General features: G+C 68.4%; 13 protein-coding genes. 7 read left to right on the top strand and 6 right to left on the bottom strand.

What is annotated here, in order from left to right:
• Positions 1-116: 116 nt before the first annotated feature.
• The 3 genes from AWC18_RS11730 to AWC18_RS21660 all read left to right on the top strand — a co-directional run bounded on the left by AWC18_RS11730 (position 117) and on the right by AWC18_RS21660 (position 6,257).
• On the top strand, positions 117-2,111 hold the full coding sequence (locus AWC18_RS11730) for an SGNH/GDSL hydrolase family protein (RefSeq protein ID WP_234806507.1): 1,995 nt from the start codon (positions 117-119) through the stop codon (positions 2,109-2,111).
• A 142-nt stretch (positions 2,112-2,253) separates the two neighbouring features.
• Positions 2,254-5,769 carry a carboxylic acid reductase gene (gene car / locus AWC18_RS11725; RefSeq protein ID WP_085138845.1) on the top strand — a complete coding sequence of 1,172 codons (3,516 nt, stop codon included), beginning with the start codon at positions 2,254-2,256 and terminating at the stop codon, positions 5,767-5,769.
• 326 nt (positions 5,770-6,095) lie between these two features.
• A complete protein-coding gene (locus AWC18_RS21660; protein ID WP_165607195.1) occupies positions 6,096-6,257 on the top strand; it encodes a hypothetical protein in 162 nt (53 codons plus the stop codon).
• Between the two features lie 69 nt (positions 6,258-6,326).
• Here the strand turns inward: AWC18_RS21660 and AWC18_RS11720 are convergent, their stop codons facing one another.
• The 3 genes from AWC18_RS11720 to AWC18_RS11710 are packed head-to-tail and all read right to left on the bottom strand — an operon-like array spanning position 6,327 to position 9,748.
• Positions 6,327-7,082, bottom strand: a complete 756-nt coding sequence (locus tag AWC18_RS11720) for a L,D-transpeptidase (protein WP_165758000.1) — start codon at positions 7,080-7,082, stop codon at positions 6,327-6,329.
• 48 nt (positions 7,083-7,130) lie between these two features.
• On the bottom strand, positions 7,131-7,613 hold the full coding sequence (locus AWC18_RS11715; protein WP_085138844.1) for a hypothetical protein: 483 nt from the start codon (positions 7,611-7,613) through the stop codon (positions 7,131-7,133).
• Between the two features lie 29 nt (positions 7,614-7,642).
• The gene (locus AWC18_RS11710) at positions 7,643-9,748 is read right to left on the bottom strand and encodes an elongation factor G-like protein EF-G2 (protein ID WP_085138843.1); all 2,106 of its coding nucleotides are present in this window, start codon (positions 9,746-9,748) and stop codon (positions 7,643-7,645) included.
• A gap of 216 nt (positions 9,749-9,964) precedes the next feature.
• Here AWC18_RS11710 and AWC18_RS11705 point away from each other — a divergent pair, with 216 nt between their 5' ends.
• Complete coding sequence (locus tag AWC18_RS11705; protein ID WP_085138842.1) at positions 9,965-11,011, top strand: S1C family serine protease; 1,047 nt, start codon at positions 9,965-9,967, stop codon at positions 11,009-11,011.
• A 15-nt stretch (positions 11,012-11,026) separates the two neighbouring features.
• On the top strand, positions 11,027-11,704 hold the full coding sequence (locus tag AWC18_RS11700) for a YoaK family protein (protein WP_064996870.1): 678 nt from the start codon (positions 11,027-11,029) through the stop codon (positions 11,702-11,704).
• A gap of 89 nt (positions 11,705-11,793) precedes the next feature.
• Here the strand turns inward: AWC18_RS11700 and ag85C are convergent, their stop codons facing one another.
• Positions 11,794-12,786, bottom strand: coding sequence for a diacylglycerol acyltransferase/mycolyltransferase Ag85C (gene ag85C / locus AWC18_RS11695; RefSeq protein WP_076049429.1), 993 nt, complete (start codon positions 12,784-12,786; stop codon positions 11,794-11,796).
• 201 nt (positions 12,787-12,987) lie between these two features.
• Here ag85C and AWC18_RS11690 point away from each other — a divergent pair, with 201 nt between their 5' ends.
• Together AWC18_RS11690 and AWC18_RS11685 are read left to right on the top strand one after the other, a co-directional pair.
• A complete protein-coding gene (locus tag AWC18_RS11690) occupies positions 12,988-14,211 on the top strand; it encodes a CoA transferase (protein ID WP_085138841.1) in 1,224 nt (407 codons plus the stop codon).
• An 18-nt stretch (positions 14,212-14,229) separates the two neighbouring features.
• Complete coding sequence (locus tag AWC18_RS11685; protein ID WP_064996868.1) at positions 14,230-14,685, top strand: MaoC family dehydratase; 456 nt, start codon at positions 14,230-14,232, stop codon at positions 14,683-14,685.
• On the opposite strand, the gene AWC18_RS11680 is transcribed toward AWC18_RS11685, so the two are convergent.
• Positions 14,673-15,716, bottom strand: a complete 1,044-nt coding sequence (locus AWC18_RS11680) for a MinD/ParA family ATP-binding protein (protein WP_109470298.1) — start codon at positions 15,714-15,716, stop codon at positions 14,673-14,675. The genes AWC18_RS11685 and AWC18_RS11680 overlap by 13 nt on opposite strands.
• 125 nt (positions 15,717-15,841) lie before the next feature.
• Positions 15,842-15,918: hypothetical protein (locus tag AWC18_RS22335; protein ID WP_420093331.1), on the bottom strand; the 77-nt coding region annotated here is incomplete at its 5' end.

Genomic DNA, 15,918 nt, shown 5'->3' with positions numbered 1-15,918 from the left:
AGCCGGCCGGGAGTCGGACTCGCGGGGCCACCTCGATGCGCACCTCGGGCAAAACCCGCTGGGTTGCGCCGGCCCCCCGTCCCGCCCGGTTGGCCACTGCGCGTGCCGCGGACCGCATGCGACGCGAGCGGCGACGTCCGGGCATCCACGCTCTCGACGGTCTGCGCGCGCTGGCCGTCATGTTGGTGTTGGCCGACCACGGTGGCATCCCCGGGTTGTCGGGTGGGTTCCTGGGTGTCGACCTGTTCTTCGTGCTCAGCGGATTCCTGATCACCTCCCTGCTCATCGACGAGCTGGGCCGGACCGGGCGGATCGACCTGGCCGGATTCTGGATCCGTCGCATCCGCCGTCTGTTGCCGGCTCTGGTGCTCATGGTGGTGACCGTCGCGATAGCCCACGAGCTGCTGCCGTCGGAGGCGGTGGTGGGCCTGCGCGAGGATGCCATCGCGGCCTTCTTCTGGGTGGCCAACTGGCGCTTCGTCGCGCAGCACACCGACTACTTCACCGAGGCCGGCACGCCGTCACCGCTGCAGCACACCTGGTCGCTGGGCGTGGAGGAGCAGTACTACTTCGCCTGGCCGCTGCTGCTGATCGCGATCGCCCTGCTGCTGGGAGCCCGCGCCCGGCGCCGCGGCGGGTGGGCCACGGTCGGCGGGGTGCGGCTCACGGTGTTCCTGTTGGCCAGCGCCGGGGCGGCCGCGTCGGCGACTGCCGCGGAGATGCTGGCTTCGGACGCCGCCCGCGATCGCGTCTATTTCGGCACCGACACGCGCGCGCAGGCTCTGCTGATCGGTGCCGCGGCGGCTGCCCTGCTGGTGGGGGACTGGCCGGCGTTGACCGCCGGCTGGTCGGTGGTGCGGACCCGCCGCGCGCTGTGGGTCGCCCGGCTGCTGCCACTGGGTGGGCTGGCCGTACTGGCGATGGCGGCCCACCGCGCGACCGGCTCGGCCACGGAGTTCCGTGGTGGCCTGCTGACCCTGGTGGCGGTCGCCGCGATCGCAGTGATCGCTCCGGTCGCCCTGCACCAGAGCGGCCTGATCGCCCGTGGGCTGGCGTGGTCTCCGCTGGTGTGGCTGGGGACCATCTCTTACGGCGTGTACCTGTGGCACTGGCCGGTTTTCCTGGTCCTCAACGGGCAGCGCACCGGGTGGTCGGGGTGGGCGCTGTTCGGGGTGCGATGCGCCGCCACCGTGTTGCTGGCCGCGGTGTCATGGTGGGTCATCGAGGAGCCCATCCGCCGATGGCGGCCGGCGCGGGTGTCGGTGCTGCCGCTGGGGGCGGCCGTCAGCGGCACCGCGGTGGCGGTCACGTTGCTGGTGGTCCCGGTCGTCGAGCGGCCCACGGCCGAGAACGGCGTGACCCCGGATGTGGCCGCGGCCGCGGCGGTGTCCCCGTCACCCCCGCCGCGGCTTTCAGATCCCAAGACTCCGCGGCCGCAGCCGGTGCGGCGCGACCCGAATCGGCCGCGCACCGTGTCGGTGTTCGGGGATTCGATCGGCTGGACCCTGATGCACTATCTGCCGGAAACCCCCGGCTATGACTTCATCGACCACACTGTCGTCGGTTGCAGCATCGTGCGAGCCGGCCCGTATCGCTGGGCCGGCAAGACCATCGATCAGGGCAAGGAGTGCGACGGATGGCCGGCGCGCTGGACCCGGCAGGTCAAGGCCGACCAGCCCGATGTCGTGCTGTTGTTCGTCGGCCGATGGGAGACCGTGGACCGAGTCAACGAGGGCCAGTGGTCGCATATCGGCGACCCGACGTTCGACGCCTATCTGACCGCGGAGCTGCGTCGCGCGCTCGACGTGCTGGAGTCCGCCGGCAGCCGGGTTGTGGTGACGACCGTGCCCTACAGCCGATACGGCGAGCGGCCCGACGGCACGCTGTGGCCGGAGGACCAACCGGAGCGCGTCGACCGCTGGAACGCGCTGCTGCGCCGAGAGGTCGCCGGACGCAGCTCCGTCACGGTGATGGACCTGAACAAAAAGCTGGGGCCGAATGGCACCTACACCGCCAAAGTCGACGGCATCAAAGTCCGCAGCGACGGGATCCACCTGACTCCCGAAGGGGTGAAGTGGCTGCTCCCGTGGCTGGAGGAATCACTGAGCTGACACGCCGGCAAACGTTCTGGTGAGTGCAACGTCACACCCGTTCAGGGGTCCCAGATTAAGTTAGTTTTGCTAACGTAGTTACATCGGCGCAGACCGTGCCCTTAAAAATCGCTTTCGCGAGATATTCATCAGAGGTTTGACTATGTCCACTGTCACGTCCACCGCAGACGAGGAGCAACTCGCCCGCCGCATCACCGAATTAGTCGCCACCGACCCGCAGTTCGCCGCTGCCCGGCCCGACCCGGCCGTCACCGCCGCCGTCGAAAGCCAGTCGCGACTTGCGCAGATCGCCCGGACCATCTTCGAGGGCTACGCGCAGCGGCCCGCGCTCGGTCAGCGCGCCGTCGAGTACGTCACCGATCCGGCCACCGGCCGCACCACCGCCGCACTGCTGCCGCGCTTTGAGACCATCACCTACGCCGAGCTGGGGGAGCGCGTCCGTGCCGCGGCCGCCGCCCTGTCCGCCGGCGCGGTGCGGCCCGGGGACCGGGTTGCGCTGCTGGGCTTCACCAGCGTCGACTACACCGTCCTCGACGTGGCGCTGGGCCAGATCGGCGCGGTTTCCGTGCCGCTGCAGACCTCCGCGGCGATCAGCGCATTGGCGCCGATCGTCGCCGAGACCGAACCCCGGGTCATCGCCGCCGGCGTCGACTCGCTGTCCGACGCCGTCGAATTGGTGCTGACCGGGCCGGCCCCCACCCGCCTGGTGGTCTTCGACTACCACGAGCAGGTCGACGACCACCGCGAGGCGCTTGCCGACGCTCGGGCGAGGCTGGCCGGCGTCGAGGTGGTCGTCGAGCCGCTCGCCGACCTGCTCACCCGCGGCCACGTCCTGTCGCTGCCGGTCCAGGCGGACGCCGGCGACGACTCCAACCCGCTGGCACTGCTGGTCTACACCTCGGGCAGCACCGGCGCCCCCAAGGGCGCGATGTACCCGGAGAGCAACGTGGCCCGGATGTGGGTGCGGTCGGCCAAGAACTGGTTCGGCCCGACCGCTGTCTCGATCACGCTGAACTTCATGCCGATGAGCCACATCATGGGCCGTGGGATCCTGTACGGCACGCTCGGCAACGGCGGCACCGCCTACTTCAGCGCCCGCAGCGACCTGTCGACCTTCCTCGAAGACCTCGCGCTGGTTCGCCCGACCGAACTGAACTTCGTCCCCCGGATCTGGGAGATGCTCTACCAGCACTTCCGCAGCGAAGTCGACGGTGTCAGCGGAGACCGGGCCGCCGCCGAGGCGCAGGTCCTGGCGCAGATGCGCGCCGAGCTCCTCGGTGGGCGGTGCGTGTTCGCGATGACCGGTTCGGCCCCGATCTCCGACGAGTTGCGGGCGTGGATCGATCAGCTCACCGAGCAGCATGTGCTCAACGGCTACGGCTCCACCGAGGCGGGCATGGTGCTCTTCGACGGCGAAGTGCAGCGGCCGCCGGTTATGGACTACAAGCTGGTCGACGTGCCGGATCTGGGCTACTTCAGCACCGACACACCGCACCCGCGCGGTGAGCTGCTGATCAAGACCGAGAACCTGTTCCCCGGCTACTACAAGCGCCCCGAGGTGACCGCCGAGGTGTTCGACACCGACGGGTATTACCGGACGGGCGACGTGGTGGCCGAGATCGCGCCGGACCACCTGGTCTACGTCGACCGGCGCAACAACGTGCTCAAGCTGGCCCAGGGCGAGTTCGTCACGCTGGCCAAGCTGGAGGCGGTGTTCGGCAACAGCCCGCTGGTGCGACAGATCTATGTCTACGGCAACAGTGCGCAGCCCTACCTGCTGGCTGTGGTGGTTCCGACTCCGGAAGCGCTGGCGCGCTTCGACTCAGAGGCCGCCCTCAAAGCCGGCATCGCCGAGTCGCTGCAGCAGGCGGCCAAGGACGCCGACCTGCAGTCCTACGAGGTTCCGCGCGACTTCATCGTCGAGACCGAACCGTTCACACTGGAGAACGGGCTGCTGACCGGCATCCGTAAGCTGGCCTGGCCGAAGCTCAAGGCGCACTACGGCGATCGCCTCGAGCGTCGCTACGCCGAGCTGGCGCAGGGGCAGGCCAGTGAGTTGAGCGAGCTGCGTCAGAACGGAGCGCAGCGTCCGGTTCTGGAGACCGTCAGTCGCGCCGCCGCGGCGCTGCTGGGCGCCTCGGCCGGCGACCTGGCCCCCGATGCCCACTTCACCGACCTGGGCGGCGACTCCCTGTCCGCGCTGACCTTCGGCAATCTGCTGCGCGACATCTTCGACGTCGACGTGCCGGTGGGCGTGATCGTCAGTCCGGCAAACGATCTGGCGGCGATCGCCGACTACATCACCGCCGAGCGCAACGGCTCCAAGCGGCCGACCTTCGCCTCGGTGCACGGCCGTGACGCGGTCGAAGTGGCGGCGGCCGACCTGACCCTGGACAAGTTCCTCGACGAGGCGACCCTGGCCGCGGCTCCGTCGCTGCCCGGTCCGTCGGAGCAGGTGCGCACCGTGCTGCTGACCGGGGCGACCGGCTTCCTGGGCCGCTACCTGGCGCTGGAGTGGCTGCAGCGACTGGCGCCGGTGGACGGAAAACTGATCTGCCTGGTGCGTGCCAAGTCCGACGAGGACGCCCGCCGGCGGCTCGACGGGGTCTTCGACAGCGGAGACGCGCAGCTGCTGGCCCGCTACACCGAACTGGCCGCCAAGCACCTCGAGGTGATCGCCGGTGACAAGGGTGAGGCGAATCTCGGTCTGGACCAAGAGGTTTGGCAGCGGTTGGCGGACACCGTCGACGTGATCGTCGACCCGGCGGCGCTGGTCAACCACGTGTTGCCCTACAGCGAGCTGTTCGGCCCGAACGCACTCGGCACCGCCGAGCTGATCCGGATCGCGCTCACCAGCAAGATCAAGCCGTTCACCTACTTCTCCACCATCGGTGTCGGTGACCAGATCCCGGTGGGCAAGTTCACCGAGGACGCCGACGTCCGGGTGATGAGCGCCGTCCGGGCGATCAACGACGGCTACGCCAACGGGTACGGCACCAGCAAGTGGGCCGGCGAGGTGCTGTTGCGTGAGGCCAACGACCTGTGCGGCCTGCCGGTGGCGGTGTTCCGCTGCGACATGATCCTGGCCGACACCAGCTACGCCGGGCAGCTGAACCTGCCCGACATGTTCACCCGGATGATGTTCAGCCTGGTGGCGACCGGCGTGGCACCCGGTTCGTTCTACGAACTGAGCGACGACGGTCAGCGGCAACGCGCCCACTACGACGGACTGCCGGTGGAGTTCGTCGCCGAGGCCGCCACCGCGCTGGGGTCCTTCGCGAGCGGGGGGTTCACCACCTACCACGTGATGAACCCGTACGACGACGGTCTGGGGATGGACGAGTTCGTCGACTGGCTGATCGAGGCCGGTTACCCGATCCGGCGGATAGCCGACTACGGCGACTGGTTGCAGCGGTTCGAGACCACGCTTCGGGCGTTGCCGGAACACCAGCGCCAGGCGTCGCTGCTGCCGCTGCTGCACAACTACCAGAAGCCGCAGCCGCCGATCTGCGGGTCGATCGCAACGACGGACCGGTTCCGTGCCGCGGTGCAGTCGGCCGGGATCGGGCCTGACCCCGAGCATCCCGACATTCCGCATGTCACGCCGGCGGTCATCGTCAAGTACGTCACCGATCTGCAACTGCTCGGGCTGCTCTGAGCCGGACGTCCAATAGCGTTTTCCGCGAACGGGTTTCGGGAAGGTACCGGTCGCCGTCGGTTCGGCGGCCGGCACCACCGGAGCCCGTTTGCGGTTGACGACCTGGTATTTCGATGGGACCATGGTGGAAATTACCACGACATGCCCGTGTGTCCCGGCCGGAAGGAGGTGAGGGCGACGTGAGTTCCAGTGACGGTCCGCATCCGTATCCGAGTTGCACGATCGATTTGTTCCTCACCGGTTCCGGCGCCTCCGCCGCGGACTGAAGAACCAGTTCCGCCGACCCATGGTTGTCGGCCGGTGAGTTTCCCGGCAGGAGAAAAATCATGGCATTCATCAGCATCCGTGCTCTGCACGGCTCGACGAATCACCGCACCGGCATGAACCGGCTGCGTAACCGCCTGGCCGCCGGCTGCAAACTGCCTGGCGACCAGCGCGCTGAGCGCTACGTGGCGAACATGCCCACGGCAGTCCTCGGCGCCTGCTGACGCGGTGCGTCCCGTCCGAGGCCAAGGCGATCGTAAGCGCGGCGGCCCGTCGCCGCGTTTACGATCGCCTTAGGCCTGCACGATGATTGGGTCGCCCAGGTGCACCGAGTTGAAGTACCACGCGGCGTCTTCGGGGCTCAGATTGATGCAGCCGTGGCTGACGTTCGAGTAACCCTGTGAGCCCACCGACCAGGGTGCGGAGTGTACGTAGACGCCGCTCCAGGTGACCCGAACGGCATACTCACCATTGATCAGGTAGCCCTCCGGGTCGCTGAGCGGAATCCCGATGGTGCGCGAGTCGAACTTGATGGTGCGTTCTTTCGACAGCGCGGTGAAAGAGCCGACTGGCGTGGGGCGCTTGGGTTTACCCATGGAAGCCGCCATGATCCGCTGGATCTCGCCGTTGACGCTGACGGTGAAGGTGTGATCGGAGATGTCGGCGATCCCCACCACCGCGTCGCCGGTCTCGAAACCTGTTGTCATGCCGTGGGCGTCGACATCGATCTTGCTGTGCGGTGACCAGTAGCCGTCCGGGACCCACTGCACCACATCGCTGCTCGTCCACTCGAAGTGGCCGGCATTGTTGCCCGTGGAGTTGATGTGGATTCCTCGTTCGGCGGCCGCCCGGTCCCCGACCGGGGCGGTGAAGGTCACGATCACCGGGTAAGCCACCCCCACGACCGAGCCGGCGGCCGGCTCGATCGCCGCGACGGCCAACCCCCGTGCCGGCGATGTCTGGGCCGCGGTACTGATCCCGGCCGACGCTCCCACCGACACGACAGCCAGGGCCATCGACCCGGCGATCGCCACAATTCCCCGCCTCACGTTGCGCATGGCGTCCATTGTGCCAACAGCTACGCCATCAGCGCAGGGTTAGTCGCCGTCTGCCTCGGTGAGCAGGTCTCCCCAGGCCGCCTCGGTCCCGGTCGACCCGATGGTGTGGATCGCGAACATCGATCCACCGGCCAGTGCGATCACCACGGTGACGATCCCCAGTCGCAGCAGTGCGCTGACTCTGCGGCCTCGTGAGAGCGCCACGTGCAGCCCCGCCAGCAGTACCGCGGCGGCCGCCAGGCCCAGTGCCATGTAGAGGCCGTACTCGCCGGCGGCCATGTGCGCGTCCAGCTTGGGAGAGGGCGCGAACTTGCCGGTGTCGGCCAGCCACTCGCCGGCGGTGACCGTGAGCGGTGTCACCAGCAGCGTGACGGCGGAAAACGCCACCAGCAGCCAGACCAACCGCCGGCGGGCCGCCGGCCACAGCGCGCACACCACCAGCAGGAGCGCGGTCACGGGGACCAGCGAGACCACCACGTGCAGCAACACCACGTGCGCAGGCAGCCCGGCGATTGTCGACATTGGCGTCCTCTCGGTGTTCTCTGTGGGGATCAGGCGATGCCGGCGGCGTGTACGGCCGCCGACTCCGGCAGCGGTTCGTAGCGGGCGAAGCCGCGGGTGAACGAACCGGCGCCGTGCGTCAACGATCGCAGGTCGACGGCGTAGCGGATGAGCTCGGTCTGCGGTACTTCGGCTTTGACGCAGGTGTGGCCGGCGCCGGCCTGCTCGGTGCCCAGCACCCGGGCGCGGCGGGCGGACAGATCGCCCATCACCGCACCGACCAGTTCGTCGGGTATCAGCACGGTGACCTCGTCGATCGGCTCGAGCAGTCGCACGGTCCCGTTGGTCGCGGCATCACGGAGCGCGGCGGCGCCGGCCATCTGGAAGGCGAAGTCCGAGGAGTCGACGCTGTGCGCCTTGCCGTCGATCAGGGTGACCCGGATGTCGACCACCGGATAGCCGCCGGCGTCGCCGGTCAGCCCGCGCTCCATCTGGGCGCGAACCCCCTTCTCCACGCTGGGGATGAACTGGCGTGGCACGGCCCCGCCGACCACGCGGTCGATGAACTCGAAGCCCGCACCCTGACCGGCCGGCTCCACCTCGATGTCGCAGACCGCGTACTGGCCGTGGCCGCCGGACTGCTTGACATGACGACCGTGGCCTTTGGCCTTGGTGGCGAACGTCTCTCGCAGTGCCACCCGCAGCCCGACGGTGTCCACCGACACCGCATAGCGGTGTGCCAGTGCGTCCAGCACGATGCCGGAGTGTGCTTCGCCCATGCACCACAGCACGGTCTGGTGGGTTTCCGGATTCCGCTCGATGCGCAGGCTGGGATCCTCGGCGGCCAGCCGGGCCAGCCCCACCGCGAGCTTGTCCTCGTCGGTCTTGGCGTGCGGAATGACCGCCACGGGCAGCAGCGGATCCGGCATCGACCACGGTTTGCAGACCAGGGGTTCGTCCTTGCCGGACAGGGTGTCTCCGGTCTCGGCGTGGCTGAGGCGGCCGACCGTGCAGATGTCCCCGGCCATCACGACGGTGGCCGGGCGCTGTTGCCTGCCGAACGGAAACGCCAGGGTCCCGATCCGGTCGTCCTCATCGTGGTCGCAGCGTCCGGTGCCGTCGCCGAAGAATCCCGTGCAGTGACCGCTGACGTGAATTGCGCTGTCGGATTTGATGGTTCCGGAGAACACCCGCACCAGGTTGACCCGGCCGAGGTAGGGGTCCGACGTGGTTCGGACGACTTCGGCCAGCAGCGGCCCGTCCGGGTCGCAGCTGAGCCCGGTGCGCGCCACACCGTCCGGGCGGAACACCTCCGGCAGCAGATGTTCCGGCGGAGCGGGAAAACCGGTCGAGATGACCTTGAGCAACTCGGCAATGCCGGTGCCGGTGACGCTGCAAGCCGGAATGACCGGGAAGAAACTACCGCGCGCCACGGCCCGCTCCAGATCAGCGGTGAGCACCGCCGGATCGATCTGCTCGCCGCCCAGGTAGCGGTCCAGCAGCGACTCGTCCTCGGATTCCTCGATGATCGCCTCGATCAGCGCGCTGCGCTGTGACTCGGCGCCGGGCAGTTCGAAGGATTCGGCCGCCAAAAGGTCGATCAGTCCGGAGGCCTCGGGCGGCGCGAAGAGATACAGCGGCAGCACAGTGTCGCCGAAAGCCTCCTGGGCGGCGGCGAGCCGGGCCGGAAAATCGGCCCGCGCGTGATCCAGCTTGGTGATCACGACGGCGCGCGGCATGGCGACTCGACTGCACTCCTGCCACAGTGCGGCAGTCGCGTCGTCGACGTCCTCGTTGGCCGCGATAACGAACAGGGCGCTGTCGGCGGCCCGCAGCCCGGCACGCAGTTCGCCGACGAAGTCGGCGTAGCCGGGGGTGTCGATCAGGTTGACCTTGACACCGTCGTACGCCAGCGAGGCGCACGCGACGCCGACCGAACGTTGCTGGCGGAGTTCCGCCTCGTCGTAGTCGCAGACCGTGCTGCCGTCGGCGACGCACCCTGCCCGGGGCAAGACCCCGGCGGTCACCAGCATCGCCTCGACCAGGGTGGTTTTTCCCGAGCCGGGTGGACCGACCAGAGCGACATTGCGAATGGCGGCCGGGGTGGCCGCGGTGGCGGCCGTGCCGCCCCGTGAAGTTCCGGTCTTGTCTGCCATGGCAGCCTCCTCGCCGAATTCAGCCTTCCCTCCACGGGCGCTGAGCACAAGAGTTGCGCCCGGCGGCGTCTGCGCTGCGGTGCGTACAGCGTTTGCTAGCCGAATTCGCGGTTCCGGTAAGCTGGGGATTCTTGTTTCGCGAGTTCAGCGTCGGGACGTCCCGGGGTGCGCCGGGTCCAGGCGGCTGGCCGCGCCCGACTGCAGGAGGTAGGACGTATGAGCAGAGCGCATCGCCCCGGCCAGAGGCGGCTGCTCAGCGTGATGACCGCGGCGATCGCCACTGCGGGATTGGTGGCGGCCCCGGCTCAGGCATCGCCCACTCTGCCCCTCATTCCGCTCGACCATGCGGCCGTGGTCGCCCAGGTCAGCCCGGCGGTGGTCAACATCGACGCCCAGATGGACTACCAGAGTGCGGTCGGCGCCGGGACCGGCATCGTGCTGGACCCCAGCGGCGTGGTGCTGACCAACAACCACGTCGTCGCCGGCGCCACCGGGCTCACCGCGGTCTCGGTCGCCAACGGCCAGAGTTACGCGGTCGACGTGCTCGGGTTCGACCGCAGCCACGACGTCGCGGTGCTGCAGTTGCGCGGCGCCCAGGGGTTGCCGGCGGCCATCATCGGCGACTCCTCTCAGGTGGCAATCGGTGATCCGGTGGTCGCGATGGGCAACGCCGGCGGCCACGGCGGAATGCCCAGTGTGGCGCCCGGGCGCGTCATCGGACTGAACCAGACCGTGTCAGCAGCCGACGAGCTGACTGGCAGCACCGAGACCCTGACCAACATGATCAAGGCCGACACCGCGATCCGTCCCGGCGACTCCGGCGGTCCGATGGTGAACGCCGCCGGACAGGTGATCGGGATGAACACCGCCGCTTCCGACAGCTACAAGTTCGCCCAGCCCGGCGGCGAGGGCTATGCGATCCCGATCAACCGGGCGATGGCCATTGCCGACCAGATCCGGTCCGGCATCCCGTCGCCCACCGTGCACATCGGTGAGACGGCATTCCTGGGTGTCGGTGTCGTCGACAGCAACGGCACCGCGCGGGTCGCACAGGTGCTCGACGGCACCCCGGCCGCCGCCACCGGTATCGCCCGGGACGACATCATCACTTCGGTCAACGGCCTGCCGGTGAATTCGGCCACCGACCTGACCGGTGAACTCGACCAGCACCACCCGGGCGACGAGGTCACCCTGACGTGGCGCAACCCGGGTGGCGGCGAGCAGACCGCGACCGTGACCCTCGTTCCGGGTCCGGTCGGCTGACACACATAGGCGCGAGTGCTGGCTAACCGCTACGGCAGTGAGATACGACTGTCGTGGGTTCTCGCTGGGCTGGCCGGGGTGCTGGCCGCCACGGCTTTCACCCATTCCGAGGGTTACTTCGTCACCTTTATGACCGGCAACGCCGGGCGCGCGGTACTGGGCCTGTTCACCGAAAGCCAGTGGATGTCGATTTCCGCCGCGGCGTTGCTGGTGTCGTTCATCTCCGGTGTGGTGATCGCCTCGCTGTGCCACCGCCACGTGTGGCGCAGCCGGCCGCACGGGGCGTTGCGGTTGACCGCCGCGTCGCTGTTGGCCGCAACCGTCACCGACTGGATCGAGGGCGGGCCCGCGCTGCCGGTGCCGCTGCTGCCGATCCTGCTGGTCGCGTTCGGGGTCGGCGCACTGAACACCACGTTCGTCCGCAATGGTGAGGTCTCGATTCCCCTGAGCTATGTGACCGGCACGGTGGTGAAGCTGGGGCAGGGCATCGAGCGCCACATCAGCGGCGGGACGATTCACGATTGGCTCGGAAATTTCATGCTGCTCAGCGGGTACATCTTGGGCGCAGCGGTGGGTGGCGTCATCGGCATCTTCGTGGGCGGTACCTGGATGCTGGCCACCGCAACGGTCATCTGCCTGTTGGCCACCTGGTACAGCCATCGCTATGTCGACCGTCGCGGGTTGTGGCGCTGACCCGCGTTACGGCCGAATGGTTTTCCATCCCATAAACACGTCGGCGGCAGTGCTGGACTGCACTGCCGCCGACGTGTTGGGGGGCCTTATCAGGTCGGGTCGATTCCCACACCCAGAGTGCGCAGGATGTCGGGCTTCATCGCGACCAGCTGCTCGTTCCAGTACGGCCAGTCGTGCGTACCGTTGGCCGGGAAGTTGAACACGCCGTTGTTGCCGCCGGCCGCCGCGTAGTTCTGCTGGAACTGCTGGTTGGTGCGCAGCGTCAGGCTCTCCAGGAACTTGGCGGGCAGGTTGTTGCCGCCGAGCTCGCTGGGCGTGCCGTTGCCGCAGTAGACCCAGATCCGGGTGCGGTTGGCCACCAGCCGCGGGATCTGCACCATCGCGTCGTTACGCCGCCAGGCCGGGTCGGACGACGGCCCCCACATGCTGTTGGCGTTGTAACCACCGGCGTCGTTCATGGCCAGCCCGATCAGCGTCGGCCACCAGCCCTCTGACGGGTTCAGGAAGCCCGAAAGTGCTGCTGCGTACGGGAACTGCTGCGGGTAGTAGGCCGCCAGGATCAGCGCCGAACCGCCTGCCATCGACAGGCCGACCACCGCGTTGCCGTAGGGCGACACACCCTTGTTGGTCTCCAGCCAGGTGGGCAGCTCCCGGGTCAGGAAGGTCTCCCACTTGTAGGTGTAGTTCTGGCCGTTGCCCTGCGAGGGCTGGTACCAGTCGGAGTAGAAGCTGGACTGCCCGCCCACCGGCATGATCACCGACAACCCGGACTGGTAGTACTCCTCGAACGCCGGGGTGTTGATGTCCCAGCCGTTGTAGTCGTCCTGGGCGCGCAGCCCGTCGAGCAGGTACACCGCGTGGGCGCCGCCCGGCTGGAACTGCACCTTGATGTCGCGGCCCATCGAGACCGAGGGCACCTGCAGGTACTCCACCGGCAGGCCCGGGCGGGAGAACGCCGAGGCGTTACCCGCACCACCGACAGCCCCGACCAGGCCGCTCAGCAGCGCGGCCCCCACCGCAGCGACCGTCAGCCGGCGCGGTAGCCGACTCGCCGCCTTACGCAACTTCTCAACGCTCTTCATGCTCTTGTCCCATCCCAAATGTCGTGCGGTCAAGCCCTTCGCAACGGAGTCAAACACGATTCGCGGCCGTGACCTGTTCGCCGCCACGGGTTTTCATATCGCGGTTCGGCAACGATTGAGATTCGGCACGGACTCACCGCCGGCCGGGCCGGGCGTTTTGGTAGGCATATAGTCGAGGCAGTCATCGACGAAGGGCAGGTCATGCAGGCGAGCGCTCCGGTCTTGGGGACCGCTGGGGCCCCGTTGGCCGGGGTACGCGTCATCGAGATCGCCAGCTTCGTCGCCGTCCCGCTGGCCGGAATGACCCTGGCGCAACTGGGCTGCGACGTAGTGCGTGTCGACCCGATCGGCGGAGCGGCGGACTACCGGCGCTGGCCCGTCACCGATGACGGCACCTCGATCTACTGGACCGGCCTCAACAAGGGCAAGCGCTCGGTGGTCGCTGACCTGCGCGCGCCCGAGGGTCAGCGCGTGGTGCAGGAACTGATTGCCGAGAGCGGCGTGTTGCTGACGAATATGGCTGGCCGGCAGTGGCTTTCCTATGAAGCGCTGGCAGGGCGGCGTCCCGATCTGATCCATCTCGAGGTGCTCGGACGTGCCGACGGCTCCACCGCCGTGGATTACACGGTCAACGCCGGTGTCGGCTTTCCGCTGATAACCGGGCCCAGCGATTACGCCGCCCCGATCAATCACGTGCTGCCGGCCTGGGATATCGCCTGTGGACTGCACGCCGCGCTGGCGGTCTCCGCCGCGCTGCGCCGCCGCGACCAGACCGGTGCGGGCGCCCAGATCCGACTGGCGCTGGAGGATGTGGCGCTGGGCACCGCCAGTGCCCTGGGTTTCCTCACCGAGGCCATGGTGAACGGCGATCGGCGAGAACGCATCGGCAATGCGATCTACGGACAGTACGGACAGAGCTTCGCCAGCGGCGACGGCGCGGCGTTCATGGTCGTCACGCTGACCGACCGGCACTTCCGTGACCTGGCCGAGCTGACCGGCTCCACGAAAGTCCTTGCGGCCCTGTCGCAGGCGCGCGGCATCGATTTCGGTGACGAAGGAGAGCGCTATCGTCACCGCGACCTTCTGACCGGACTGTTCAGCGGCTGGTTCGCCGAGCGGTCGGCGGCAGAGATCGAAACCGCCTTGGCGGGGACGTCGCTGCTGTGGGACCGGTACCGCAGTTTTGCCGAGGTGGCCGCCGGCGAGCGCGTGCACGACAACCCGATGTTCACGCCGCTGCATCAGCCCCGGGTGGGGGAGTACTTGGCTGCCGGGCTGCCGGCGTCGATCGACGGCGCACACCCGCCTGCGGTCGCGGCACCGGCGTTGGGCGCCGACACCGAGCAGGTGCTGGCCGCTCGGCTGGGCATGACCACCGAAGAGATCAACCAGCTGCGCCAAAGCGGCGCGGTGGCAACGGATTAGCAAAGGAGCTTCACCCACGTGCGTACCTTCGGATCAATCGATGAACTTGCCGCATGCCAGGGTGAGGTGATCGGACACAGCGACTGGGTGACCATCACCCAGGACGCCGTCAACCTGTTCGCCGACGCGACCGGTGACCATCAGTGGATTCACGTCGACCCCGAGCGTGCGGCCACCGGGCCGTTCGGCACCACGATCGCCCACGGATATATGACCCTGGCCATGCTGCCGCAGCTGATGGCGCAGATCAGCCGCCTCGACGGGGTCAAGTTGGCGATCAACTACGGGCTGAACAAGGTGCGCTTTCCGGCGCCGGTACCGGTCGGCTCCAAGATCCGTGCGGAGACCTCCGTGGTGGAGGTCGCCGATGTGGGCGGCGGCGCCCACCAGGTGACCTACTCGACCACGGTGTCCATCGACGGCCAGGCCAAGCCGGCCTGCGTCGCTGAGAGCGTCGTGCGCTACGTGCTGTGAGCAGTGCCCGGCCTCGCGTCGCGGCCCCGGGGCCGTGACGCGAAGTAATGCGCCACGATCGCGGCGATCTGCAGAAAACGTCGGCGGGTCGCCGGCGCCATCTCGTGCATCACGTCGATCACCCCACCCGGACGCAGGTGCGGGTCGAACGGCACCTCGACCACTGCCTGCCCGTGCTGCAGGAACTGCGCCGTCAGTGCCGAGCGGGTGCGCCGGTCGGAATGGCCGTCGGAGTCGTTGAGCACCACGACGGTGCGCTGCAGCAGCCCGCCCTGGCCGCGGTCGGCCAGCCACTCCATGGTCTTAGCGGCCGCACCGGCGCCGTCTGCCCACGGCGAAGAGACCACGATCAGAGCGTCGAGGTCACGCAGGGCCTCCTGGGTCACCGGCGAGTCCATCGTCGAACCGCAGTCGATGATCGAGATGGTGAAGTGCCGGTCCAGGCGCAACGCGGCCTCCCGGTACAACGCCGCGTCCAGGGTCCGCCGGCGCCCAGCTGCCGGCTCGCCGACCAGCACGTACAGTCCGGCCGCGTTGGCGCCCACCCGGCTGCGGATGTCGGAGAACGACTGCACACTCTGATCGGCGGCCAGATCCCAGTAGGAGCTGGTGGCATGCGGGTCGATCCGGCTGCCGAGCCGGCCGAACGCGGTGTCGGCGTCGAGCGCCACCACGTGGTCGGCCCGGCGAAGTGCGGCGAACACCGACCCCACGCTGGCCGCCACCGTCGTCTTGCCGACACCGCCCTTACCGAGCACACCCACCTTGTAGCTGCCATTCGGCAGTGACCGGATGGCAGCGTGGTACGCCATTTCTTCCCGCTCGGCGGGCGATGGGCCCAGATTGACCAGTCCCAGCGTCGCGGAAAGGACCACTTTCCGCCAGCCCCGGGAAGGTTGGGGCCGCGACATCCGGACCGGCGGCGGGAATTGCATCTGCAGCGGCGGTGGCTGCTGCGGAGGCGGCGTCCAGCGCCCCGGCGGCTGCTGCGGCGGCATCCGCTGCCGCAGAAAGTCGTCGTCTGCGTTCATCGGCTCCTCGAGACATACGGCAGCGGCATGGCCAGGCGGCCCAATACCACCGCAGCTTAATCGCGGAGGTGCCCCGCACCAGTGAGCCCAGCCCGCGACGTGCAGTGCGGGCTGGGCTCAACCGGTCAGCAGTCGTAGTAGAGCGCGAATTCGTAGGGGTGGGGGCGCAGGTTGACCGGGGTGATTTCGTTGTCGCGTTTGT

Origin of the sequence: Mycolicibacter nonchromogenicus (genome assembly GCF_002101775.1) — a bacterium.
GTDB classification, from domain to species: Bacteria; Actinomycetota; Actinomycetes; order Mycobacteriales; family Mycobacteriaceae; genus Mycobacterium; species Mycobacterium nonchromogenicum.
The sequence above is the reverse complement of the archived record's forward strand: the minus strand, read 5'-3'. Positions and strand labels throughout refer to the sequence as shown.

Excerpts from the sequence above, each read along its gene's own strand:
- car (WP_085138845.1), top strand. The coding sequence starts at position 2,254 with ATGTCCACTGTCACGTCCACCGCAGACGAGGAGCAACTCGCCCGCCGC.
- AWC18_RS11680 (WP_109470298.1), bottom strand. The coding sequence starts at position 15,716 with ATGAACGCAGACGACGACTTTCTGCGGCAGCGGATGCCGCCGCAGCAG.
- AWC18_RS21660 (WP_165607195.1), top strand. The coding sequence starts at position 6,096 with ATGGCATTCATCAGCATCCGTGCTCTGCACGGCTCGACGAATCACCGC.
- ag85C (WP_076049429.1), bottom strand. The coding sequence starts at position 12,786 with ATGAAGAGCGTTGAGAAGTTGCGTAAGGCGGCGAGTCGGCTACCGCGC.
- AWC18_RS11715 (WP_085138844.1), bottom strand. The coding sequence starts at position 7,613 with ATGTCGACAATCGCCGGGCTGCCTGCGCACGTGGTGTTGCTGCACGTG.
- AWC18_RS11705 (WP_085138842.1), top strand. The coding sequence starts at position 9,965 with ATGAGCAGAGCGCATCGCCCCGGCCAGAGGCGGCTGCTCAGCGTGATG.
- AWC18_RS11710 (WP_085138843.1), bottom strand. The coding sequence starts at position 9,748 with ATGGCAGACAAGACCGGAACTTCACGGGGCGGCACGGCCGCCACCGCG.
- AWC18_RS11730 (WP_234806507.1), top strand. The coding sequence starts at position 117 with ATGCGACGCGAGCGGCGACGTCCGGGCATCCACGCTCTCGACGGTCTG.
- AWC18_RS11690 (WP_085138841.1), top strand. The coding sequence starts at position 12,988 with ATGCAGGCGAGCGCTCCGGTCTTGGGGACCGCTGGGGCCCCGTTGGCC.